18 protein-coding genes and 1 pseudogene are annotated in these 23,125 nt (G+C 73.0%); 8 read left to right on the forward strand and 11 right to left on the reverse strand.

Annotated elements, in window-relative coordinates; genetic code table 11:
* Positions 1-2,210, reverse strand: a 2,210-nt coding sequence (locus ABD317_RS14525; RefSeq protein WP_344290408.1) for a sensor histidine kinase, incomplete at its 3' end; no start/stop codon positions are given.
* 589 nt (positions 2,211-2,799) lie between these two features.
* Here ABD317_RS14525 and ABD317_RS14530 point away from each other — a divergent pair.
* From ABD317_RS14530 to gltX, 3 genes are read left to right on the forward strand one after another with little or no spacing between them, the layout of a single operon-like run.
* Positions 2,800-2,997, forward strand: a complete 198-nt coding sequence (locus ABD317_RS14530; protein ID WP_027755602.1) for a hypothetical protein — start codon at positions 2,800-2,802, stop codon at positions 2,995-2,997.
* Positions 2,998-3,041: 44 nt separating this feature from the next.
* Entirely contained in the window at positions 3,042-3,863 is an 822-nt protein-coding gene (locus tag ABD317_RS14535) for a fumarylacetoacetate hydrolase family protein (protein ID WP_344290409.1), read from the forward strand.
* Between the two features lie 19 nt (positions 3,864-3,882).
* Positions 3,883-5,367 carry a glutamate--tRNA ligase gene (gltX, locus tag ABD317_RS14540; RefSeq protein ID WP_344290420.1) on the forward strand — a complete coding sequence of 495 codons (1,485 nt, stop codon included), beginning with the start codon at positions 3,883-3,885 and terminating at the stop codon, positions 5,365-5,367.
* Between the two features lie 43 nt (positions 5,368-5,410).
* Here gltX and ABD317_RS14545 read toward each other — a convergent pair whose 3' ends face one another.
* Positions 5,411-5,623 carry an acyl-CoA carboxylase epsilon subunit gene (locus ABD317_RS14545; protein ID WP_027755599.1) on the reverse strand — a complete coding sequence of 71 codons (213 nt, stop codon included), beginning with the start codon at positions 5,621-5,623 and terminating at the stop codon, positions 5,411-5,413.
* A 58-nt stretch (positions 5,624-5,681) separates the two neighbouring features.
* Complete coding sequence (locus ABD317_RS14550) at positions 5,682-7,289, reverse strand: carboxyl transferase domain-containing protein (RefSeq protein WP_027755598.1); 1,608 nt, start codon at positions 7,287-7,289, stop codon at positions 5,682-5,684.
* 216 nt (positions 7,290-7,505) lie between these two features.
* On the opposite strand from ABD317_RS14550, the gene ABD317_RS14555 reads away from it, so the two are divergent.
* Both ABD317_RS14555 and ABD317_RS14560 read left to right on the forward strand, forming a co-directional pair.
* On the forward strand, positions 7,506-8,006 hold the full coding sequence (locus ABD317_RS14555) for a MarR family transcriptional regulator (RefSeq protein ID WP_027755597.1): 501 nt from the start codon (positions 7,506-7,508) through the stop codon (positions 8,004-8,006).
* Between the two features lie 102 nt (positions 8,007-8,108).
* A complete protein-coding gene (locus tag ABD317_RS14560) occupies positions 8,109-9,629 on the forward strand; it encodes an MFS transporter (RefSeq protein WP_344290410.1) in 1,521 nt (506 codons plus the stop codon).
* On the opposite strand, the gene cimA is transcribed toward ABD317_RS14560, so the two are convergent.
* Complete coding sequence (gene cimA / locus ABD317_RS14565) at positions 9,550-11,196, reverse strand: citramalate synthase (protein WP_344290411.1); 1,647 nt, start codon at positions 11,194-11,196, stop codon at positions 9,550-9,552. The genes ABD317_RS14560 and cimA overlap by 80 nt on opposite strands.
* Positions 11,197-11,580: 384 nt before the next feature.
* Between cimA and ABD317_RS14570 the strand changes: the two genes are divergently transcribed.
* Complete coding sequence (locus ABD317_RS14570) at positions 11,581-12,657, forward strand: S1 family peptidase (RefSeq protein ID WP_344290412.1); 1,077 nt, start codon at positions 11,581-11,583, stop codon at positions 12,655-12,657.
* 109 nt (positions 12,658-12,766) lie between these two features.
* Here ABD317_RS14570 and ABD317_RS14575 read toward each other — a convergent pair whose 3' ends face one another.
* Positions 12,767-13,861: a branched-chain amino acid aminotransferase gene (locus tag ABD317_RS14575; RefSeq protein WP_344290413.1), complete on the reverse strand. Its 1,095-nt coding sequence runs from the start codon at positions 13,859-13,861 to the stop codon at positions 12,767-12,769.
* A 269-nt stretch (positions 13,862-14,130) separates the two neighbouring features.
* Positions 14,131-15,171, reverse strand: a complete 1,041-nt coding sequence (locus tag ABD317_RS14580; RefSeq protein ID WP_344290414.1) for a 3-isopropylmalate dehydrogenase — start codon at positions 15,169-15,171, stop codon at positions 14,131-14,133.
* Positions 15,172-15,302: 131 nt separating this feature from the next.
* Between ABD317_RS14580 and ABD317_RS14585 the strand changes: the two genes are divergently transcribed.
* Positions 15,303-16,898: a purple acid phosphatase family protein gene (locus ABD317_RS14585; RefSeq protein WP_344290415.1), complete on the forward strand. Its 1,596-nt coding sequence runs from the start codon at positions 15,303-15,305 to the stop codon at positions 16,896-16,898.
* 5 nt (positions 16,899-16,903) lie between these two features.
* Here ABD317_RS14585 and ABD317_RS14590 read toward each other — a convergent pair whose 3' ends face one another.
* The 5 genes from ABD317_RS14590 to ABD317_RS14610 all read right to left on the reverse strand — a co-directional run bounded on the left by ABD317_RS14590 (position 16,904) and on the right by ABD317_RS14610 (position 22,298).
* Positions 16,904-17,050 carry a hypothetical protein gene (locus ABD317_RS14590; protein ID WP_199789037.1) on the reverse strand — a complete coding sequence of 49 codons (147 nt, stop codon included), beginning with the start codon at positions 17,048-17,050 and terminating at the stop codon, positions 16,904-16,906.
* Between the two features lie 221 nt (positions 17,051-17,271).
* Positions 17,272-17,979: an HAD family hydrolase gene (locus ABD317_RS14595; RefSeq protein WP_344290416.1), complete on the reverse strand. Its 708-nt coding sequence runs from the start codon at positions 17,977-17,979 to the stop codon at positions 17,272-17,274.
* A gap of 34 nt (positions 17,980-18,013) precedes the next feature.
* Entirely contained in the window at positions 18,014-19,588 is a 1,575-nt protein-coding gene (locus ABD317_RS14600) for an FMN-binding glutamate synthase family protein (protein WP_425582368.1), read from the reverse strand.
* Between the two features lie 100 nt (positions 19,589-19,688).
* A complete protein-coding gene (gene pruA, locus ABD317_RS14605; protein WP_344290418.1) occupies positions 19,689-21,320 on the reverse strand; it encodes an L-glutamate gamma-semialdehyde dehydrogenase in 1,632 nt (543 codons plus the stop codon).
* Between the two features lie 51 nt (positions 21,321-21,371).
* Positions 21,372-22,298, reverse strand: coding sequence for a proline dehydrogenase family protein (locus tag ABD317_RS14610; RefSeq protein WP_344290419.1), 927 nt, complete (start codon positions 22,296-22,298; stop codon positions 21,372-21,374).
* A 130-nt stretch (positions 22,299-22,428) separates the two neighbouring features.
* Here ABD317_RS14610 and ABD317_RS14615 point away from each other — a divergent pair.
* Positions 22,429-23,125: pseudogene (locus tag ABD317_RS14615) on the forward strand (PucR family transcriptional regulator); the annotation flags it as partial.

Consider the following 23,125-nt stretch of genomic DNA (forward strand, 5'->3'; position numbering starts at 1 on the left):
CCGAACCCGTCGAACCGGGGCCCGCCCGGGCCGGAGGCACCGGCCCCCGCGCCCGCGGGCTGCTTGGCGCCGACGCCGCCGCCGTTCTGCGTGACGTCGACGGGGAGCATGACCAGCGCCGTGGTGCCGCCGGAGTCGGAGGGGCGCAGCTGGATGCGGATGCCGTGGCGCAGGGAGAGCCGGCCGACCACGAACAGGCCCATGCGGCGGGAGACGGAGACGTCGACCGTGGGCGGGCTGGCCAGCCGCTCGTTGATCGCCCCGAGGTCCTCGGGCGACAGCCCGATGCCGGTGTCGTGGATCTCCACCAGCACCCGCCCGTCGGGCAGGGCGTGGCCGGTGACCTTGACCTTGGTCTGCGGCGAGGAGAACGAGGTGGCGTTCTCCAGCAGCTCGGCGAGCAGGTGGACGAGGTCGTTGACGACCCGGCCGGCGACCTGGGTGGCCGGCACGGCGGAGAGTTCGATGCGCTCGTACTGCTCCACCTCGGAGGCGGCGGCGCGCAGCACGTCGACCAGCGGGACCGGGCGGGTCCACCGGCGGCCCGGCTCCTCGCCGGCGAGGACCAGGAGGTTCTCGCCGTTGCGGCGCATGCGGGTGGCGAGGTGGTCGAGCTTGAAGAGGTTCTCCAGCTGGTCCGGGTCGGCCTCGCGGGACTCCAGTTCGGATATGAGGGAGAGCTGCCGCTGGATGAGACCCTGGCTGCGGCGGGAGAGGTTGGTGAACATCGCGTTCACGTTGCCCCGCAGCAGCGCCTGCTCGGCGGCCAGCCGCACCGCCTCGCGGTGGACGTCGTCGAACGCGGACGCCACCTTGCCGATCTCGTCCCGGCTGTTGATGCCGACGTTCTCGACGGAGGTGTCGACGTCCTGCGGGTCGGCGTCGGAGAGCTGCTTGACCAGCTCGGGCAGCCGCTTCTGGGCGACGGTCTGCGCGGTGTCCTGCAGCCGGCGCAGCGAGCGGACCATGGAGCGGGCGACGACGAAGGCGCCGGCGAGCGAGATGAGCAGGACCAGGAGGATCAGGACCCCGTTGAAGATCGCTTCCTGCTGGGTCTCGGACCGCAGGTCGCGCGCAGTCTGCTCCATCTCCTGGAGCAGGTGCTGCTCGATCTTCTTCATCTCTTCGATCTTGACGCTGTCCAGCTCGTACCAGTGCCGGTAGCTCATGTCGGCGTTCTTGATGCTGTCCGGGTTGTTCACCAGGTTCTTGGCGAACGTGTCGGCCTGCTGCACGGAGGCGTTGCCGCCGTCCAGCGAGCGCATCAGGTCCGTCAGGCCGATCCGGCCGGAGTACAGGTGGGCGAAGAGCTTGAGCGCGGAGCCTTCGGCCTCCTGCGCGGAGGAGGCCTCCAGCCGGTCGGCCTCGGCGAAGTCGTCGCGCGGCTCCTCGGCGAGGGCGGCGCTGATGATCGCCTGCTGGATGGAGGCGAACTCCTTGGCGGAGGAGAAGGTGGCCAGCGCCCGGGTCTTGGCGATCATCTCCGGGTTGCTGGTCGCCAGGGCCATGTCCTGGGAGAGGTAGACCAGGGAGTCGATCAGCTCGCCGTACGACTTGACCGTCTGGGCGGAGCCGCCGGTGCCGTCCGCGTACGCGGTCTTGCGGATGCCGTTGATCCGGTTGAGCTTCTCGATGACGCTCGTCAGCGAGTTGTTGACCCCCGTGAGGGCCTCGTCGCCGGTGGTGTCGATCTCGTCCGCGGACCGGGTGAAGGCGACCAGGGCCTTGTCGGTCTCGTCGCGGGCGTCGGTGATGTCGGGGTGCTTGGGGTTGCCGTCGACGATGAGGCCGGCCGACTTGTCGCGCTCCTGCTGGAGCATGTCGGCGAGTTCGGTGGCCTCCTCGGTCATGTCCGTCAGCAGCTTCATGTTCTCCAGCTGCTGCAGGTCCTGATAGGAGTCCTCGATGCGGAAAGCTCCCAGCGTGGTCGCGGCGACCACGGGGAGCGCGAGGAGCGAGACGAGTCTGGTGCTGATGCGCCAGTTGCGCAGCAGGATCCGGGAGCCCGGCCCCTTCGAGCCCTTGGGCTGCTGCATGCTGGCGAAGTCCCCGGCCTCGGGCGCGGGTATTCGAGCGCCGCCGCGGTCGGCCGTCCGGTCCGGCGAGGAGCCCGCGCTCTGGCCGTACCGAAGAGAGGCTGCGCGGTCGGTCGACCCGCGCACCTCAGGCTCGCCCGGAACGCTGCCGTCAGTCTTCAATCGTCCCTGCACTAGCGTCGCAACCTCTAGGACCGGCTCCGGTGCAAGCACCGGAGCGTTGTCTGGTCGTGCGGGAGCCTAGGCCCCCGCCCGCCGTGAACCAACCGGCGCAAGCTCCCCGTACAGCCCCCGCGTGACGCCCCGTTGCGCCTTTGCGTCGACTGCACCCCAGCGACGGTCCGTGGAATTCCAGCACAGTGCCGGGATCTCCAACAAGGCCCGGGGGTAACAGCTCGACTGCAATTACCTACCGTGCCAGACAGGTTACCCGTGGTGGACGGGACGGGCGGGGATAACGGACATTTTCCTACGAGGTGCATGGCGCGGGCCCCTGTCCCGGGTCGAGCCCATCGGTTGGGAAATGTCAGTTTCATCAGTCGATGGCCTGTTTTAGCCGATCAGCGGGCCCGCCGATATTTGGCATTCGTCACCGGCGAGGTGAGGAAAGTCACAATCCCCTACGGGATGGGTCCCGGCGGTGCGGGGAATAGCGGCGCCTACCCTTCCGTTGACACTACGGCCTGTTCCGTAAAGTTCCGCACGGCACAGAACTCGTCGGCCCGCCCAGCGGGCCCCGGCACGTAAGGCGCACGTCACCGTCATGATCTTCCGCACCATAGCCAACCCGCGACGCACCACCCTCGCCCACCTCGACGACGCCGGGGACCTGCTGCTCCCCGAGCCGCCCGGCGCGACCGCCCGGCCCGGCGGCGCCGCGGCCCCGTCCGAGGGCGCGCAGCCGGAGCGCACCGCGAACCCGCGCCGTACCGTGCTGGCGGACGTCCCGGCCGACGCCTGACCCGCGCGGCACGGCGCCCGCCGGCGGGGCGATAGCCTGGCCGCGTGCGTATCGCCAGGTTCTCCGTCGACGGCAGCGTCGCGTTCGGTGTGGTCGAAGGCTCCGACGGCTTCGACGGCGCCGGCGCCCCCCGGGGCGAGGTCACCCTCGACCTGATCAAGGGCCATCCCTTCGCCGAGTTCGAGCGGTCGGGCCGCAGGCTCCCGCTGGACAAGGTGCGGCTGCTGCCCCCCGTGCTCCCCAACAAGGTCGTCGCGATCGGCCGCAACTACGCCGAGCACGCCGCGGAGCTGGGACACCCCTTGTCGAGCCCGCCGGAGGTGCCCGTCACCTTCTTCAAGCCGTCCACCTCGGTGATCGGCCCCGGGGACCCCATCGCGTACCCGTCCTTCAGCGACGACCTGCACCACGAGGCGGAGCTGGCCGTCGTCATCGGCCGGCTCTGCCGCGAGGTGCCGCTGGACCGCGCCCGGGACGTGATCCTCGGCTACACCTGTGCGAACGACGTGACCGCGCGCGACGTGCAGCGGCGCGAGAACCAGTGGGCCCGGGCCAAGGGCTTCGACACCTCCTGCCCGCTCGGCCCGTGGGTCGAGACCGGCCTCGACCCGGAGCGGATCGCCGAGGGCATCGCCATCCAGTGCACCGTCAACGGCGACCAGCGCCAGCTCGGCCGGACGACGGACATGGTGCGCTCCATCCCCGAGCTGATCGCGCACATCACCGAGGCGATGACGCTGCTGCCCGGCGACGTCGTCCTCACCGGGACCCCCGCGGGCGTCGGCCCGCTCCACGACGGCGACGAGGTCGCCGTCACCATCGAAGGCATCGGCACTCTCGCCAACAAGGTGATCAAGCGTGGCTAGCGCAGCCCCCCCGACCCCCGTGCGGGTCCGCTTCTGCCCCTCCCCCACCGGGAACCCCCACGTGGGCCTGGTGCGCACCGCCCTGTTCAACTGGGCGTACGCGCGCCACACCGGCGGCTCGCTGGTCTTCCGGATCGAGGACACCGACGCGGCCCGCGACTCGGAGGAGTCGTACGAGCAGTTGCTCGACTCCTTCCGCTGGCTGGGCATCGACTGGGACGAGGGCCCCGAGGCCGGCGGGCCGCACGCGCCGTACCGGCAGTCGCAGCGCATGGACATCTACGCGGACGTGGCCCGCCGCCTCCAGGACGCCGGGCACGCCTACCGTTGCTACTGCACCACGGCGGAGCTGGAGGAGCGCCGCGAGGCGGCGCGCGCGGCCGGACGGCCCTCCGGGTACGACGGGCACTGCCGCGACCTGACCGCCGAACAGGTGGCCGCGTACGAGGCCGAGGGCCGGACGTCGATCGTCCGCTTCCGGATGCCGGACGAGACGATCGCCTTCACCGACCTGGTGCGCGGCGAACTGACGTTCGCACCCGAGAACGTCACCGACTACGGCATCGTGCGCGCCAGCGGCGCCCCCCTCTACACCCTGGTCAACCCCGTCGACGACGCGCTGATGGAGATCACGCACGTGCTGCGCGGCGAGGACCTGCTGTCCTCCACCCCGCGGCAGATCGCGCTCTACCGCGCGCTGATCGAGCTGGGCGTCGCCGGACGGGTGCCGGAGTTCGGCCACCTGCCGTACGTCATGGGCGAGGGCAACAAGAAGCTGTCCAAGCGCGACCCGCAGTCCTCGCTCAACCTCTACCGCGAGCGCGGCTTCCTGCCCGAGGGACTGATCAACTACCTCTCGCTGCTGGGCTGGTCGCTCGCCCCCGACCGGGACGTCTTCACCCGCGAGGAGCTGGTCGCGGCCTTCGACATCGCCGACGTGGTGCCCAACCCGGCCCGCTTCGACCTGAAGAAGGCGGAGGCCGTCAACGCGGACCACATCCGCATGCTGGACGTGAAGGACTTCGCCGAGCGGTGCGGGCCCTGGCTGCGGGCGCCGTACGCGCCGTGGCCGGAGGAGTCGTTCGACGCGGACGCCTTCGCGGCGGTGGCGCCGCTGGCGCAGACGCGGCTGACGGTGCTGTCCGACATCACGGCCAACGTCGACTTCCTCTTCCTCGACGAGCCGGTGTCCGACGAGAAGTCGTGGGCCAAGGCGATGAAGCCGGGGCAGCCCGGGCAGCCGGGAGCGGCCGACCTGCTGCGCACGGCGCGCGGGAGGCTGGCGGCGGCGGAGTGGTCGGCGGAGGCGCTGAAGGAGGCGGTGCTCGCCGCGGGCGAGGAGCACGGGCTGAAGCTGGGCAAGGCGCAGGCGCCGGTGCGGGTCGCGGTGACCGGGCGGACGGTGGGGCTGCCGCTGTTCGAGTCGCTGGAGGTGCTGGGCCGCGAGCGCACGCTGGCGCGCGTCGACGCTGCGCTGGCGCGGCTGGAGGCGGAGCGGGGCTGAGCCCGGCGCCGCGGCAGGGGGCCCGGCGGCGCCTTCGCCTTCGTCAGCGCTGCCAGCTGTGCGGGGCGCGGAAGCCGTGCTGGCGCTCCAGCCGGCGCCAGCGGGCCGCGGAGGCGCCGTGCCCGCCGTGGCGGGCGTGCGCAGGGCCGGGCGCGGCGGCGCGGGCGAGCAGCACCGCGGTGAGCGCGGCCAGCTCCTCCTCGCTGGCCTCGCCCTTCTCGACCCGGACGAGGTTCTCGGTGTGCGGCGTGGTCACGTGTGTGCTCCTGTGCTGTGCTGCGCGGTCGGCTGCGGGCGCTGGTGCGCCGGGGTGGTCACTGCGGCGGGTTGCCGTGCTTGCGGGCCGGCAGGTCGGCGTGCTTCGTCCGCAGCATGGCCAGTGACCGGATGAGGGTCTGGCGGGTGTCGGCGGGGTCGATGACGTCGTCCACGAGGCCGCGTTCGGCCGCGTAGTACGGGTGCATCAGCTCGGCCTTGTACTGCTTGACCATCTCCGTGCGCTTGGCCTCGGGGTCCTCCGCGGCCGCGATGTCGCGCCGGAAGATGACGTTGGCGGCGCCCTCGGCGCCCATCACCGCGATCTCGTTGGTCGGCCAGGCGTACGTCAGGTCGGCGCCGATGGACTGGCTGTCCATCACGATGTAGGCGCCGCCGTACGCCTTCCGCAGGACCACCGAGATCCGCGGCACCGTGGCGTTGCAGTACGCGTACAGCAGCTTCGCCCCGTGCCGGATGATCCCGCCGTGCTCCTGGTCGACGCCCGGCAGGAACCCCGGCACGTCGAGCAGGGTGACGATCGGGATGTTGAAAGCATCGCACATCTGGACAAAGCGGGCACCTTTCTCGCTCGCCTCGATGTCCAGCACGCCCGCCATCGACTGCGGCTGGTTGGCGATGATCCCGACCACGTGGCCGTCGAACCGGGCCAGCGAGCAGAGCAGGTTGGTCGCCCAGCGCTCGTGCACCTCAAGGTATTCGCCGTCGTCGACGATCTCCTCGATCACCCTGCGCATGTCGTACGGCCGGTTGCCGTCGGCCGGCACCAGGTCGAGCAGCACGTCGCCGCCGCGGTCGGCCGGGTCCTCGGCGGTGACCGCCGGCGGGTTCTCCCGGTTGTTCTGCGGCAGCATCGACAGCAGGTAGCGCACCTCCTCCAGGCACGTCACCTCGTCGTCGTACGCGAAGTGGCACACGCCGGACGTCTCCGCGTGCACGTCGGCGCCGCCCAGGCCGTTCTGGGTGATCTCCTCGCCCGTCACCGCCTTGACCACGTCGGGCCCGGTGATGAACATCTGCGAGGTCTCGCGGACCATGAAGACGAAGTCGGTGAGCGCCGGGCTGTACGCCGCGCCGCCCGCGCACGGGCCCAGCATCACCGAGATCTGCGGGATGACGCCCGACGCGCGCGTGTTGCGCTGGAAGATGCCGCCGTACCCGGCGAGCGCCGCGACGCCCTCCTGGATCCGCGCCCCCGCGCCGTCGTTGAGGCTGACCAGCGGCGCGCCGGCCGCGATCGCCTTGTCCATGATCTTGTGGATCTTGTAGGCGTGCGCCTCGCCGAGCGCCCCGCCGAAGATCCGGAAGTCGTGCGCGTAGAGGAAGACCGTCCGGCCGTGCACCGTCCCCCAGCCGGTGATCACGCCGTCCGTGTACGGCTTCCTGGCCTCCAGGCCGAACCCGGTGGCCCGGTGCCGCCGCAGCGGCTCCACCTCGTTGAACGACCCCTCGTCCAGCAGCAGGTCGATCCGCTCCCGGGCGGTGAGCTTCCCCTTGGCCTTCTGGGCGGCGGTCGCCCGCTCGCTGGGCCCCGCGTGGACCTGCGCGCGGATGCGGCGCAACTCGGCCGCGCGCCCCCGGGCCTCGTTCTCGGTGACACCGGCCGTCGCTGCCACGCCGGCTGGGGCGTCGTCCACTGTGGTCATACGACGACGGTACGGGTACGAGGGCGTCGAACCTTATGTCATTTCCCTACAACGTCGACTCGAAAATCATGAGCACCCGGCACTATGTGCACGTGACGGGGCCACACACCATCCAACGACACGTCGACGCACGCTGTGGGGGCCCGACAACACAGTTGAACATATAGTCGATACAGAAGAAGGTTCGAAAGCAGACCTTCTTGTTAGCCTGACCCCATGACCACCACGCCCGCACCCCGCACCCCCGCCCGCACGGTACCGGACGTGACCGGCCTCCTCACGCACACCGGGCACGTGCTCAACACCCGGCTGTCCGCCGCGCTGAGCGAGGTCGGCCTCCTCCAGCGCGAGCAGTGCGTGCTCGTGCACGCGCTGGAGGCCGAGCGCACCCAGGGCCAGCTCGCCGAGCTGGCGTACCTGGACAAGACGACGATGGTGGTGACCGTGGACGGCCTGGAGAAGGCCGGGTACGCCGAGCGGCGGCCGTCGAGCACGGACCGCCGGGCCCGCATCATCCACGTCACCGAGGCGGGCGCGGAGATCGCGGCGCGCGGCCAGGAGGTCGTCGACCGGGTGCACCGGGAGGTGCTCGGCACCCTGCCGGCCGCGCAGCGGGACGCGGTCGTCGACGCCCTGGAGGCCCTGATGGCGGGCCCGCTCGCCCACCCGGTCCCGTCCGACCAGCCCGTACGCCGGGCGCGGCAGGCCCGGCGGTAGCCACCCAAGAAGGTCCGCAAAAGAAAACTGAACAACAGATACTCTCGTACGAAACTATCTGCTACGGTCTCTCCTGTTGCCCGAACGCACAGGAGAGCCTTCATGAACGCCACCGGCCCACGGCCCGACCGATCCCGCTGGTTCGCACTCGCGATCCTCTGCACCGGCGCGCTGATGATCATCCTCGACGGGAGCATCGTCACCGTCGCGCTCCCCGCCATCCAGCGGGACCTGGGGTTCTCCCCGGCCGACCTGACCTGGACGGTCAACGCCTACCTGATCGCCTTCGGCGGGCTGCTCCTCCTCGCCGGCCGGCTCGGCGACCTGCTCGGCCGCAAGCGGGTGTTCGTCGCCGGCGTCGCGCTCTTCACCGCCGCCTCGCTGCTGTGCGGGCTGGCCGCCGAGCCGTGGATGCTCATCGCCGCCCGCTTCCTGCAGGGCGTCGGCGGGGCGCTGGCCTCCGCGGTCGGGCTCGGCATGATCGTCACGCTCTTCACCGACCCGAAGGAGCGGGCCCGGGCCATCGGCGCCTTCGCGTTCACCGGCGCGACCGGCGCGTCGCTGGGCCAGGTGCTCGGCGGCGTGCTCACCGACGCGCTGAGCTGGCACTGGATCTTCTTCGTCAACCTGCCCATCGGCGCGGCCACCGCGGTGCTCGCGCTGCGCGTGCTGCCCGGCGGCCGCGGCGTCGGACTCGCCGCCGGGGCGGACGTCGCCGGGGCGCTGCTGGTCACCTCCGGGCTGATGCTCGGCGTCTACACCATCGTGGAGACCGGGAGCCACGGCTGGACCTCCGGCCGCACCCTCGGCTCCGCGGCGCTCGCCGCCGCCCTGCTCGCCGGCTTCGTGCTCCGCCAGGCCCGGGCCGCCGCGCCGCTGCTGCCGCTGCGCGTCTTCCGCTCGCGCACCGTCGCCGGCGCCAACGCCGTCCAGCTGCTCGTGATCTCGGGGATGTTCGCCTTCCAGATCATCGCCGCGCTCTACCTGCAGCAGGTGCTGGGCTACGGGGCCGCCGAGACCGGCTTCGCGATGCTGCCGGCCGCGGTCACGATCGGCGTGACGTCGCTGCTCGTCTCCGCCCGGCTGGTGGCCCGGTTCGGCGAGCGGACGGTGCTGCTGGCCGGGCTGGTGCTCCTCGCGCTGGCGCTGGCGCTGCTCGTGCGGGTACCCAGGGACCCGGCCGAGGTCAGCTACGTGGCGCATCTGCTGCCGACGATGCTGCTGATCAGCGGCGGCGGGCTGGTGCTGCCGGCGATGACCGCGCTGGGCATGTCCGGGGCGCGCGAGGACGACGCCGGGGTGGTCTCCGGGCTGTTCAACACCGGGCAGCAGGTCGGCGGCGCGCTGGGCGTCGCGGTGCTGACCACGCTGGCGACGGCGCGTACGGAGGCGCTGGCCGCGGCCGGGCACGGCCGGGACGCGGCGCTGACGGGCGGCTTCCAGCTGGCGTTCGGCATCGGGGCGGCGCTGATCGTGGCGGCGGCGGTGGTGACCCTGGCGGTGCTGCGGCCCGCCCGGCAGGCGCCGCCCGGCGGGCCGGCCGCTACTCCTGCGGCACGACGCCGGCCCGCAGCAGCCCGTACGCGTACGCGTCGTCCAGCGCCTGCCACGACGCGGCGATGACGTTGTCCGCGACGCCGACGGTGTCCCACTCGCCGCGGCCGTCGCCGGTGGTGATGAGCACGCGCGTCGTCGACTCCGTGCCGTGGGTGCCTTCCAGTATCCGCACCTTGTAGTCGACCAGCTCGAAGTCCGCCAGCTGGGGGTAGATCCGCTCCAGCGCCACCCGCAGCGCCCGGTCCAGCGCGTGGACCGGGCCCTTGCCCTCCGCCGTCACGACGATCCGCTCGCCCTTCGCCCACAGCTTGACCGTGGCCTCGTTGGCGTGGGTGCCGTCCGGCCGGTCCTCGACGATGGCCCGCCAGGACTCGGTGCGGAAGTAGCGCCGGGCCCGGCCGGACTCGCGCAGCTGCAGCTCCTCACGGAGCAGCAGCTCGAAGGAGGCGTCGGCGGCCTCGTACGTCAGCCCCCGGTGCTCGTTCTCCTTGACCCGCTCCACGACCCGGCTCAGCAACTCGCGGTCGTCGCCGAGGTCGAGGCCGAGGTCCTTGCCCTTCAGCTCGATGGACGCCCGGCCGGCCATGTCGGAGACCAGCATGCGCAGCCGGTTGCCGACCAGCTCGGGGTCGATGTGCTGGTACAGGTCGGGGTCGACCTTGATGGCGGAGGCGTGCAGGCCCGCCTTGTGGGCGAAGGCCGAGACCCCCACGTACGGCTGGTGGGTGGCGGGCGCGATGTTGACGACCTCGGCGACGGCGTGCGAGATCCGCGTCATCTCCGCCAGCCGGCCCGCGGGCAGCACCCGCATCCCGTACTTCAGCTCCAGGGCGGCGACCACCGGGAAGAGGTTGGCGTTGCCGACGCGCTCGCCGTAGCCGTTGGCCGTGCACTGGACGTGGGTGGCGCCGCCGTCGACGGCCGCCAGGGTGTTGGCCACGGCGCAGCCGGAGTCGTCCTGCGCGTGCATGCCCAGCCGCGCGCCGGTCGCGGCCAGCACCTCGGCGACGGTCTCGCGGACCTGGCCGGGGAGCATGCCGCCGTTGGTGTCGCAGAGCACGACGACGTCGGCACCGGCCTCGTGTGCGGCGGCGACGACCTGCTTGGCGTACGCGGCGTCGGCGCGGTGGCCGTCGAAGAAGTGCTCGCAGTCGACGAAGACCCGGCGGCCGTGCTCGCGCAGGAACGCCACGGTGTCGCGCACCATCGCGAGGTTCTCCGCGAGCGTGGTGCGCAGCGCCAGCTCCACGTGCCGGTCGTGCGCCTTGGCGACCAGGGTGACGACGGGGGCCCCGGACTCCAGCAGCGCGAGCACCTGCGGGTCGTCCTCGACCCGGACGCCCGCCCTGCGGGTGGCGCCGAACGCGACGAGCCGAGCGTGCCGGAAGTCGATCTCGTCGCGCGCGCGGCGGAAGAACTCCGTGTCCCGGGGCACCGCGCCGGGCCAGCCCCCCTCGATGAAGCCCACGCCGAAGTCGTCGAGGTGCCGGGCGATGGCCAGCTTGTCCGCGACGGTGAGGCTGATGCCCTCGCGCTGCGCGCCGTCGCGCAGCGTGGTGTCGAAGACGTGGAACCCATCGGCAGGGGCTCCGGGGGATTCCGGGGTCTCGGGGGCTTCGGGCTCTGTGGTCATCGAAGTGCTCCTGTCGGGAGGGTGTGCTCTCCGGCCCCGCACATGCAAAAGACCCCTCGCGGGTCGCGAGAGGTCTGCGCGCGGGTCTGGGACGCGGTGAGCCGTCACCGTGTGCGGATCGCGGGACGGGTCAGCGCGGACCGGCGCGCCTGTTGCCAATAATCATGACGGCGGACGAGGTCACGTCCGGCAGTGTGGCACAGCCCGCGCGACGGCCGGAGTGCCGTCTCACAATACGGGCAGACTGCCCACGTTTCGTACGAACGAGCCCGGCCCGACGCGGTCTTGTGCGGGTGACATGCGCGTGCCAACTTGGTCCCCGACCAGTCGGTACGGCACCTCCCACGCAACCCCCACATGGTTCACACAAAGGAGAACCACCGCATGAGACCCCACATGTCCGCGCGCCTGGGCGGCACTCTCGCCGCCCTCCTCCTGCTCGGCACCGCCGCCCTCGGCGGCTCGGCCGCCGCGGCACCCCCGCCGGCCGAACGGTCCGGGCAGGGAGTACAGGCCGACGCGGCGACGCTCGCGCGGGGCGCCGAAGTCGCGCGCAGCCTCGGCGCCGACAGCGCCGGCGCCTACCTGGACGCCGACAGCGGCGACCTGGTCGTCACCGTCACCGACAAGGCCGCCGCCGCCGAGGCCCGCGCCGCCGGCGTCCGCGCCGAACTGGTCGAGCACAGCGCCGCGGAACTGCGCTCCGCGATGGGCGCCTTCGAGAAGCGGGCGAAGATCACCGGCACCTCCTGGGGTGTCGACCCCGCCACCAACCAGATATCCGTCCAGGCCGACTCCACGGTGTCCGCCGCCGAGTACGCGAAGCTGAAGCACGTCGCCAGGAGCCTCGACGGCGCAGCCCGGGTGGAGCGGATCCCCGGGGTGTTCCGCGAGGAGGTCATCGGCGGCGACGCGATCTACGGCGGCGGCTACCGCTGCTCCGCGGCGTTCAACGTGACGAAGAACAACGCCCGCTACTTCCTGACCGCGGGCCACTGCACCAACGCGGGCTCCTCCTGGTCGGCCAGCAACGGCGGCCCGGCCATCGGCACCCGGGAGGGCACCAGCTTCCCGACCAACGACTACGGCATCGTCCGCTACACCGACGGCTCCACCCCCGCCGGCACCGTGAACCTGTACAACGGCAGCAGCCGGGATATCTCCGGCGCCGCCGACGCCGTCGTCGGCCAGGCCATCCAGAAGAGCGGCTCCACCACCGGGCTCACCAGCGGCGAGGTGACCGCGGTCAACGTGACCGTCAACTACAGCGACGGCCCGGTCTACAACATGGTCCGCACCACCGCCTGCTCCGCGGGCGGCGACAGCGGCGGCGCCCACTTCTCGGGCACGACCGCGTACGGCATCCACTCCGGCAGCGCGGGCTGCACCGGCAGCAACGGCTCCGCCATCCACCAGCCGATCACCGAGGCGCTCGACGTGTACGACGTGAGCGTCTACTGACGCACCCGGCACCGCCCGGCACCACGGGGGCCGCCGCCGCACCGGCGGCGGCCCCTCCGCGGCGCCCCGGCGGGGCGCCGCCCGTACGGTGCCGCCCGTGTCCGGGGCGTCAGCCCAGCTCGTGCATCCAGCCGTGCACGTCCGCGGTCTGCCCGGTCTGCACGTCGACCAGCGCCTTGCGCAGCCGCGCCGTGACCGGCCCCATCGACCCGTCGGCGACCGTCCACTCCGCCGAGCCGGACTTCGCGTGCCCCACCGGCGTGATGACCGCGGCCGTGCCGCAGGCGAAGGTCTCCGTTATGGTGCCGTCCGCGCAGCCGGCCTGCCACTCCTCCTTGGAGATCCGCACCTCCCCGGTCCGGTAGCCGAGGTCGGCGGCGATGGTCAGCAGCGAGTCGCGGGTGATGCCGGGCAGCAGCGTGCCGGTCAGCTCGGGAGTGACCACCTCCGCTTCGGGGCCCTCGCCCCGCACGAAGTACAGGTTCATCCCGCCCATCTCCTCGATCCACCGGCGCTCCACCGCGTCCAGCCACACCACCTGGTCGCAGCCCTGCTGCACGGCCTGGAGGGTGGCGGCCATGGCGCCGGCGTAGTTGCCCGCGCACTTGGCCTCGCCGGTGCCGCCGGGCGCGGCGCGCACGTACTCCTCGCTCAGCCACACCGACACCGGCTTGATGCCGCCGTGGAAGTACGCGCCGGCCGGCGAGGCCAGCACCATGAACAGGTACTCGCGCGCCGGCGAGTTCACGCCGAGGCCGACCTCGGTCGCGAACATGAACGGGCGCAGGTACAGCGACTCCTCGCCGGTGCCCGGCACCCACGCCTTGTCCTGGCGGACCAGCACGTCGATGGCCTCGACGAAGGTGTCGACGGGCAGCTCCGGCATGGCCAGCCGGCGCGCGGACTGCTGGAAGCGGCGCGCGTTGGCGTCCGGCCGGAAGGTGCGGACGCTGCCGTCGGGCTGCCGGTAGGCCTTCAGCCCCTCGAAGATGGACTGGCCGTAGTGCAGCGCCATCGTCGCCGGGTCGAGGGTCAGCGGCGCGTACGGCTGGAGCTGCGCCTCGTGCCAGCCGCGCCCCTCGGTCCACTTGATCGTGACCATGTGGTCGGTGAAGTGCTTGCCGAAGCCGGGGTTGGTCAGGATGGCCTCGCGCTCCGCGTCGGACAGCGGGTGCGCGGACGGCTTGAGCTCGATCGTGGTCATGAGATTCGTGTCCTTCACCGTTCGGTGTGTGGCGGACCGCGTCCCGTGCGAAGGCCCCCGCACCCGAAGGTACTAGGACGTCCGAGCATTACCCCGTGCCGCGGCTCCGCTGTCGATTATGACGCGGGCGCGGGCAGCGGCAAGCGTGGCGGTGGTACGCGGCCCGAAGGGTCATCGTCGCACTGACGCCGCCGTGCGGGCAGCGTCAGCCGGCCGTGAGGGGGAAACCTGACCGGCCGGGCCGGCCGCGGTGAGCGTGGTCCCGGCGGTCAGCCGGATACTCGGGCGGCGAGCGCGTCGCCGATCTCGTCCGTGGTGCGGCGAGCGGCTCCCCGCGCGGCCAGGTCGGCCTCGACGGCCTCCTCGACGCGGGCGGCCTGCGCGGCGTAGCCGAGGTGGCGCAGGAGCAGGGCGACCGACAGGACCGTGGCCGTCGGGTCGGCCCTGCCGGTGCCGGCGATGTCCGGCGCGGAGCCGTGGACCGGCTCGAACATCGACGGGAAGGCGCCGGCCGGGTTGATGTTCCCGGAGGCGGCGAGGCCGATGCCGCCGCTGACGGAGGCGGCGAGGTCGGTGAGGATGTCGCCGAAGAGGTTGTCGGTGACGATCACGTCGAACCGCTCCGGCTGCGTGGTGAGGAAGATCGTCGCGGCGTCGACGTGCAGGTAGTCGGTGGTGACCCCGGGGTACTCGGCGCCGACCCGGTCGAAGGTGTCCTTCCACAGGCGGCCGGCGTGGACCAGCACGTTGTTCTTGTGCACGAGGGTCAGCTTCCGGCGCGGGCGGGCCTGGGCGCGCTCGTACGCGTCCCGGACCACGCGCTCCACGCCGTACGCGGTGTTGACGCTGACCTCGGTGGCCACCTCGGCCGGGGTGCCGGTGCGCAGGCTGCCGCCGTTGCCGGTGTACGGGCCCTCGGTGCCCTCGCGGACGACGACGAAGTCGATGTCGGGGCGGCCGGCCAGCGGGGTGTCGGTGCCGGGGAAGAGCCTCGACGGCCGCAGGTTCACGTAGTGGTCGAAGGCGAAGCGCAGCTTCAGCAGCAGCCCCCGCTCCAGCACGCCGGACGGCACCGAGGGGTCGCCGATGGCGCCGAGCAGGATCGCGTCGTACTCCGCGAGCGCCGCCAGCTCCGCGTCCGGCAGGGTCTCGCCGGTGGCGTGCCAGCGGCGGGCGCCCAGGTCGAAGCTCTCGGTCTCCAGCTTCACGTCCTGCGGCAGGACGGCGGAGAGCACTTTCAGGCCCTGGGCCACGACCTCGGGGCCGATGCCGTCGCCGGGAATGGACGCGAGACGAATGCTGCGAGACATGACGGGGAGCCTACGCGCTACGTCTTGCGGGATGACACCGCCGTCCGGGATGTGGACAGCCGGGGGGCGTTCACCACGCCGACGGCCGTGGTTGTCCCATGCGTCGGCGGCCGGGGGGAATGCTCGGGCGTATGGACACTCCCGGCTTCGGCATCCCGGCGCGGCTCGCCCGCGGCATGAGCATGGCCGAGCAGCACGAGTACCTGCGCCGCAGGCACTCCCGGCGCCGCGTCGTCACCGGCGCGGGCGGGCTGGCCGGCGGGCTGCTGCTCGCCGGGTGCGACGGGGACGGCGACGGCGGCGGGGGGTCCGGGCGTACGGACGGCTCCTCGGCGGCCGTCGTCAGCCCCGCGCCCACCGGGGCGCCGGCGGCGTTCGGCCGGCATCTGGCGTTCGGCGCCGACCCGCGCACCCAGATGCGCGTCGGCTGGCAGCTCCCGCTGCGGGTGCGCGGGCCGTACCTGCGCTACGGCACCGGCCGCGGCGACCTCGGCGGGCGGGTCGACGCCGAGATCCGGCCGCTGAAGACCCCGGCGCTGAACGGCCTGCCGGCGGTGGAGCAGCACTACGTGCACGCCGCGCTGGACGGCCTGGAGCCGGGCACGACGTACGTCTACGGCCTCGGCCACGACGAGTTCGACCCCGCCGCATCTCCCGGCGCGGCCTCCCGGGGGGCGGCGGCGCACCTGGCGGAGTTCCGCACGGCACCCGCCCGGCCGGAGCGCTTCGTCTTCACCGCCTTCGGCGACCAGGGCACCGGCCCCGCCGCCCGCGCCGTCACCCGCCGCATCGCCGCCCTGCCGGGCGGCCCTCCGGCCTTCCACCTGCACGCCGGAGACATCTGCTACGCCGAGGACTCCGGCCACGGCCTGCCGACCGGCCGCTACGACGCCCGGGTGTGGGACGGCTTCCTGCGGCAGATCGCCCCGGTCGCCTCCGGGGTCCCGTGGATGCCGGCGATGGGCAACCACGACATGGAGGCGTGGTACTCCCCCGACGGCTACGGCGGCCAGCGGGCGCGCTGGACGCTGCCCGGCAGCGGCTTCGACCCGCGGGAGGCGCCGGGGGCGTACTCCTTCGTCTACGGCAACGTGGCGGTCGTGGCGCTGGACGCCAACGACGTGTCGTACGAGATCCCGGCCAACCTCGGCTTCACCGACGGCGCCCAGGCGCGCTGGCTGGACCGCCGGCTCGGTCAGCTGCGGAGAGAGCCCGGCGTCGACTTCGTCGTGGTCTTCTTCCACCACTGCGCGTACTCCACCAGCACGCACGCCTCGGACGGCGGGGTGCGGGAGCACTTCACGCCGCTGTTCGACACCCACCGCGTCGACCTGGTGATCAACGGCCACAACCACGTCTACGAGCGCACCGACGCGCTGCGCGCCGGGGCCCTGACCCGCCCGCTGCCGGTCGGCGGCTCGGTGGACACCGAGCGGCACGGCGCGGTCTACGTGACCGCGGGCGGCGGCGGGCGCAGGCTGTACGACTTCAGCGCGCCGGACAGCTACGAGGGCCGGCGCCGCGACCGGGGCGTGGTCGACACGTTCCGCTGGACGCGGTCGGGCGGGCAGGCGCCGGAGGGCGTCGAGTGGTCCCGGGTGCGCTACACGGGCCACTCGTTCCTCGCGGTGGAGTCCCGGCCGGGACCCGCACCCGTGCTCCGGGCGGCGGCGTACGCCGACGACGGCACCCGGATCGACCGCTTCGAGGTGGTACGGGGCCGCTGAGCGGCTCAGTGGCCGGTCGCGCCGCCGTTGTCGCGGCGGTCGAACGCCCGCTGCAGCGCGGCGGCGGCGTTCTTCCGGGCGAGCGCGGAGTCCTGGCTCTGCCCGGTGCGGGCGGAGTGGCGGGCGCGGCGGACCGTGGTGGTGGCAGCCATGGGGCAGCTCCTGAAGGGATGCCGGAGGAATGTGGGGACGCCGCTGGGGCGGGAGCGGCGCCGCAGGGGTCACCTGCCGGAAGGCGCCATGCCTCGACCACCGTCGCTGTTCCGCGAGCGTTCGGCTTCTACAAAAGTAGGACGTCAAAGCGTTCTTGTCTCGCCATATACTCGGGCTTCCTACTATCTGAGACAGCACCCGCCCCGACCTGCGGTGATCGCTAGGAGTCGAGGGTGTCCAGCAGCACCGCGAGCTGTGCAGGCGAGGTGATGCGGCGCACCCCCGCGGGGGCCCGGCCGGGGGCCTCCGCGCCGCCGCGGTCCAGCCAGACGCCCGTCAGCCCCGCCGCGTCCGCCGCCGCCGCGTCGGTGTCCGGCCGGTCGCCGACGTAGACGACGCGCTCCGGCGGCAGCGCGAGCGCGGCGCAGGCCGCGTGGAAGGCGCCGGCGGCGGGCTTGGCGACGCCGAGTTCCTCGGAGCACACCAGCGCCTCGAAGCGGTCGTGCACGCCGATGGCGCGGAGCTTGTCCTCCTGGTGCGGGGTGCTGTTGTTGGACAGCAGGCCGTGCCGCCACCGCGGGGTGAGGCCGTCCAGCGCCGGCACGACGTCGGGGAAGACCCGCCAGTGCCGCCGGTACGCGGCCAGGTAGCCGGCCATCCAGGCGTCGGCCTCGGCGTCGGTCAGCGGCCGCCCCGCCAGCACCCGGGCCCGCTCGCGCCGCTGGTCCACGAAGGTGAACTCGCCGGCGAGATAGCGGTCCACATACTCCTCGGAGACCGCGTGCCAGTGCGCGGCGGCGGCTGCCGGGGAGGCGTACCGGCCCAGCAGCCCCCGGGCGGTCAGGTACTCCAGCGCGGCGCGGCGCTCGGCGCCCGAGTGGTCGAAGATCGTGTCGTCGATGTCCCAGACCACGGCGAGGATCCGCATGTCACGACGGTAACCCGGCCCGGCCGCCGGGGCGTCAGACCGTGAAGCGGTCCGGGTCGGCCGCCGCCCAGTCCGCGGCCCACTCCGGCGGCGGCGCGGCCGTCAGCTGCCCGGGCTCGGGCGGCGCGGGGGGCAGGTCGTCGGGGCGGACGGCGCGGGGGGCGACGTGCGTGCGCAGCTGGTGCCGCCGCAGCCCGGACGGGTCGGCCACGCCCATCGCCGACATGATCTGCAGGGCGCTGCGCACGGTGGCCCGCTGGAACCGTTCGACGCGCAGCGTCTTGTCGGCCACGTCGAGCGCCCGCACCCGGCGCGGGTCCTGGGTGGTGACGCCGACGGGGCAGGTGTTGGCGTGGCAGCGCTGCGTCTGCAGACAGCCGAGGGCGAACATCATCGCGCGGGCCGAGTTCGTGTAGTCGGCGCCCTCGACGAGCCGCCTGACGATGTCGGCGCCGGTGGCGACCTTGCCCGCGGCGCCGACGCGGACCCGGTCCCGCAGCCCGGTGCCGACCAGCGCGCCGTGCACGGCCGCGAGCCCCTGGGTGAGCGGGGCGCCGACGTTGTCGGCGAACCCCAGCGGGGCCGCCCCCGTACCCCCCTCCGAGCCGTCGACCAGGATGAAGTCGGGCGCGGTGCCCTCCGCCAGCATCGCCTTGCAGACCGCGAGGAACTGCACCCGCGAGCCCACGCACAGCTTGATCCCGGTCGGCTTGCCGCCGGCCAGCTCCCGCATCCGGGCGACGAACCGCACCAGCTCCCGCGGGGTGGAGAACACCCGGTGGTACGGCGGCGAGACCACCGTCTCGCCCTCCGGCACGCCGCGCGCCCGGGCGATCCGGGCGTCGACCTTGGCGCCGGGCAGCAGCCCGCCGATGCCGGGCTTGGCGCCCTGGGACAGCTTCAGCGACACGCACCTGACCCGGTCGTCGGCGGCCTTGTCGGCGAACTGCCGGGCGTCGAAGTCGCCGTCGCCGGTACGGCAGCCGAAGTAGCCGGTGCCGATCTCCCACACCAGGTCGCCGCCGGGCCGCAGGTGGAACTCGGAGATGCCGCCCTCGCCGGTGTCGTGCGCGAAGCCGCCGCGCGCGGCGCCCCCGTTGAGCGCGAGGATGGCGTGGGACGACAGCGCGCCGAAGCTCATCGCGGAGACGTTCAGCAGCGCCATGTCGTACGGCCTGGTGCACTCCGGCCCGCCGACGCGGACCCGCGGCGGGGTGTCGGGCATCCGCACCGGGGCCATGGAGTGCACCAGGAACGGGTAGCCGGGGGCCTCCACGTCGCGCTCCGTGCCGAAGGGCTCCTCGGCGGCGGTGCCCTTGGCGCGCGCGTAGACGATGCTGCGCACGTCGCGGTCGAAGGGCCGGCCGTCGAAGTTGCGCTCGATGAAGTACTGCTGCAGCTCCGGGCGGAGCTTCTCCAGCAGGAAGCGCAGGTGGCCGAGCAGCGGGTAGTTCCGCAGGACCGAGTGGCGGCGCTGGAGCAGGTCCCACCCGCCGAGCGCCGTGAGCGCCAGCAGCACGCCGGCGGCCGGCCACCACCCCGGCGAGACCAGCGCCGCGGCAAGCGTGCTCCCGGTGGCGGCCGCCACGACGGCGGCGAGGACGCTCATCCTTTTCATACATCCCCATACGACCACAGCCCCGGCCCGCGCGCACGGGGCCGCCCCCGGCCGACGGGGGAGGCGACCGGGGGCGGCGTTCGGGTGGGCGTCAGCCCATGTGGGGGTAGCGGTAGTCCGTGGGGGCGTCCATCGTCTCCTTGATGGCGCGCGGCGAGGACCAGCGCAGCAGGTTGAACTTCGAGCCGGCCTTGTCGTTGGTGCCGGAGGCGCGGGCGCCGCCGAACGGCTGCTGGCCGACGATCGAGCCGGTGGGCCGGTCGTTGACGTAGAAGTTGCCGGCGGCGAAGCGCAGCCGCCGCGTCGTCTCGGCGATGACCGCGCGGTCCTGCGCGAGCACCGCGCCGGTCAGGGCGTACGCGGCGACGGACTCCATCTGCTCCAGCATCGCGTCGTAGGTGTCGTCCTCGTACACGTGCACGGCGATGATCGGGCCGAAGTACTCCTGGGTGAAGACCTCGTTCTCCGGGTCGGAGCAGACGACGACGGTCGGGCGGACGAACCAGCCGACGGAGTCGTCGTACGTGCCGCCCGCGACGATCTCGCACGTCGGGTCGTCCTTGGCGCGGTCGATCGCGGCCTTGTTCTTGGCGAACGCCCGGTCGTCGATGACGGCGCCGAGGAAGTTCGCCAGGTCGGTGACGTCGCCCATGGCCAGGCCCTCGGTCTCCGTGACCAGCGCGTCCTTCAGCCCTCCGTCCCACAGCGAGCGCGGGACGTACGCGCGGGAGGCGGCCGAGCACTTCTGGCCCTGGTACTCGAAGGCGCCGCGGGTGATCGCGGTCTTCAGCTTCGCCGGGTCCGCGCTCGGGTGGGCGACGATGAAGTCCTTGCCGCCGGTCTCGCCGACGATCCGCGGGTACGCCTTGTAGCCGGGCAGGTTCCTGCCGACCTCGCCCCACAGGTGCTGGAACGTGCGGGTGGAGCCGGTGAAGTGGATGCCGGCCAGGTCCGGGTGCGGCAGCGCGACCTCGGAGACGTCCTTGCCGTCGCCGGTGACGAGGTTGATGACGCCGGGCGGCATCCCGGCCTCCTCCAGCAGCCGCATCAGCAGCACGGCGGCGTGCGTCTGGGTCGGCGACGGCTTCCAGACCACGACGTTGCCCATGAGGGCGGGCGCGGTCGGCAGGTTGCCGGCGATCGCGGTGAAGTTGAAGGGCGTGATCGCGTAGACGAAGCCCTCCAGCGGGCGGTGGTCGAGCCGGTTCCACACGCCGGGCGGCTGGATCGGCGGCTGCTCGTCCATGATCTGGCGGGCGAAGTGGACGTTGAAGCGCCAGAAGTCGACCAGCTCGCAGGGCGCGTCGATCTCCGCCTGCTGTGCGGTCTTCGACTGGCCGAGCATGGTGGAGGCGGCGATCGTCTCGCGCCACGGGCCGGCGAGCAGGTCGGCGGCCTTGAGCAGGATCGCGGCCCGGTCGTCGAAGGACAGCGCGCGCCAGCCGGGGGCGGCGGCCAGGGCGGCGTCGATCGCATCCTGCGCGTCGGCGCGGGTGGCGGTGCCGTACGTGCCGAGGACGGCCTTGTGGTTGTGGGGCTGCACGACGTCGACGCGCGCGCCGCCGCCCATGCGGCGCACGCCGCCGATGGTCATCGGCAGCTCCATGGGGTTCTCGGCCAGCTCCTTGAGCCTGGCCTCCAGCCGCGCGCGCTCCGGGCTGCCGGGGGCGTAGGTGTGCACCGGCTCGTTGTACGGGGCGGGGACCTGGGTCACAGCGTCCATGGTTGCCGTTCTCCTTCGAAGTGCGGAGTCTTTCGGGGGCCCGCGCGGTCGTCAGCGGCGGCCGGCGAGCGCGCGCAGGAAGAAGGCGGTGTTCGCCGGGCGCTCGGCGAGCCTGCGCATGAAGTAGCCGTACCAGTCGGTTCCGTAGGGGGTGTAGACGCGCATCCGGTGGCCCTCGGCCACCAGCCGCTGCTGCTCCTGCGGGCGGATCCCGTAGAGCATCTGGAACTCGTACTCGCCGGGCTTGCGGCCGTGGCGGCGGGCCAGGTCCTGGGTGATGGCGATCATCCGGGGGTCGTGTGTGCCGATCATGGGGTAGCCGCGCCCGGTCATGAGGATCTTCAGGCAGCGCACGTAGGCCCGGTCCACCTCCAGCCGGTCCTGGAAGGCGACGACGGGCGGCTCCTTGTAGGCGCCCTTCACCAGCCGCACCCGGGAGCCCTCGCCGGCGAGGTCGCGGCAGTCCTCCTCGGTGCGGAAGAGGTACGACTGCAGCACGGCGCCGGTCTGCGGGAAGCGCTCGCGCAGGGTACGCAGGACGGCGAGCGTGGAGTCGACGGTGGTGTGCTCCTCCATGTCGAGGGTGACCGTGGTGCCGGCCGCGGCGGCGGCTTCGACCACCGGGGTGACGTGGGCGAGCGCGATGTCGTGGCCGCCGGGCAGCGCCTGGCCGAAGGCGGAGAGCTTCACGGACATCTCGGCGCGGTCACCGAGCCCCTCCGCGGCGAGCACCTCGGTGAGCTCCAGGTACGCGTCCCGGGCGCGCAGCGCCTCGCGGGGGTCGGTGACGTCCTCGCCGAGGTGGTCGAGGGTGACGTCCAGGCCGCGGGCGGCCAGGTCGCGGACGGCGGCGACGGCGTCGCCCAGTTCCTCGCCGGCGACGAAGCGCGCGACCACCTGGCGGCTGACCGGCGCGGCCGAGACGGCGCGACGGATTCCGTCGCTGCGCGCGGCGGCGAGAAGCACGGGACCCAGCACGGGGCACCTCCACGGTCGGGGCGCAGGTAACACCTCCGTGAAATCTAAGGATGGCTCCGATCCTGGGCCATCGACACGTGTCACGCATCCGGGACTCCGTCCTCATACAGATGTATGGGACGCTGCGGTCATGCGCGGCGACTACCAGCAGCTGGTGGACGAGGTCTCGGCGGCGCTCGGCGCCCCCGCCACCCTGGAGGACCGGGACTTCGTGCTGATCGCCTTCGGCGTCCACGACACCGGCGACGGCTCGTCCGGCGGCGTCTCCTCGCTCATGGACCCGGTGCGTACGAAGTCCATCCTGCACCGGCGGTCCACCGCGGCGGTGCGGGCGTGGTTCGAGGCGTTCGGGATCGCCCGCGCGACCGGCCCGCTGCGGATCCCGCCGGACCCCTCCGCCGGGGTGCTCACCGGGCGGATCTGCCTGCCCGCGCGGCACGACGGGGTGGTGCAGGGGTACGTGTGGCTGCTCGACGACGGGCATCTGGCCGACGTCGAGCTGGGCGGGCCCGGCCGGGCGCCGGACCCGCGGATCGCCCAGGCCATGCGCACGGCGGAGCGGATCGGCGCGCTGCTGGCGGCGGAGACCCGGGCGGGCGCGGCGGCGGGCGCGCTGCTGCACGACGTGCTGGCGGGTCCGGCGGCGGGGCGGCCGACATAGCCGAGCAGGCCACCAGCAAGGCCACCGCCATCCCGCCGCCGGCCAAGGGCAAGCGGGCGCCCGGCGGGCAGGGCGTGCCGCCGCCGCCCGGCGCCCCGGGTACGCCCGGGTCCGCCCGCGGCACCGGGTCGTCCTCGGTGCCGCCGCCGTCCGCGCCCGGCGCCCC

The sequence above is a fragment of the Streptomyces synnematoformans genome, assembly GCF_039531005.1.
Lineage (GTDB): Bacteria > Actinomycetota > Actinomycetes > Streptomycetales > Streptomycetaceae > Streptomyces > Streptomyces synnematoformans.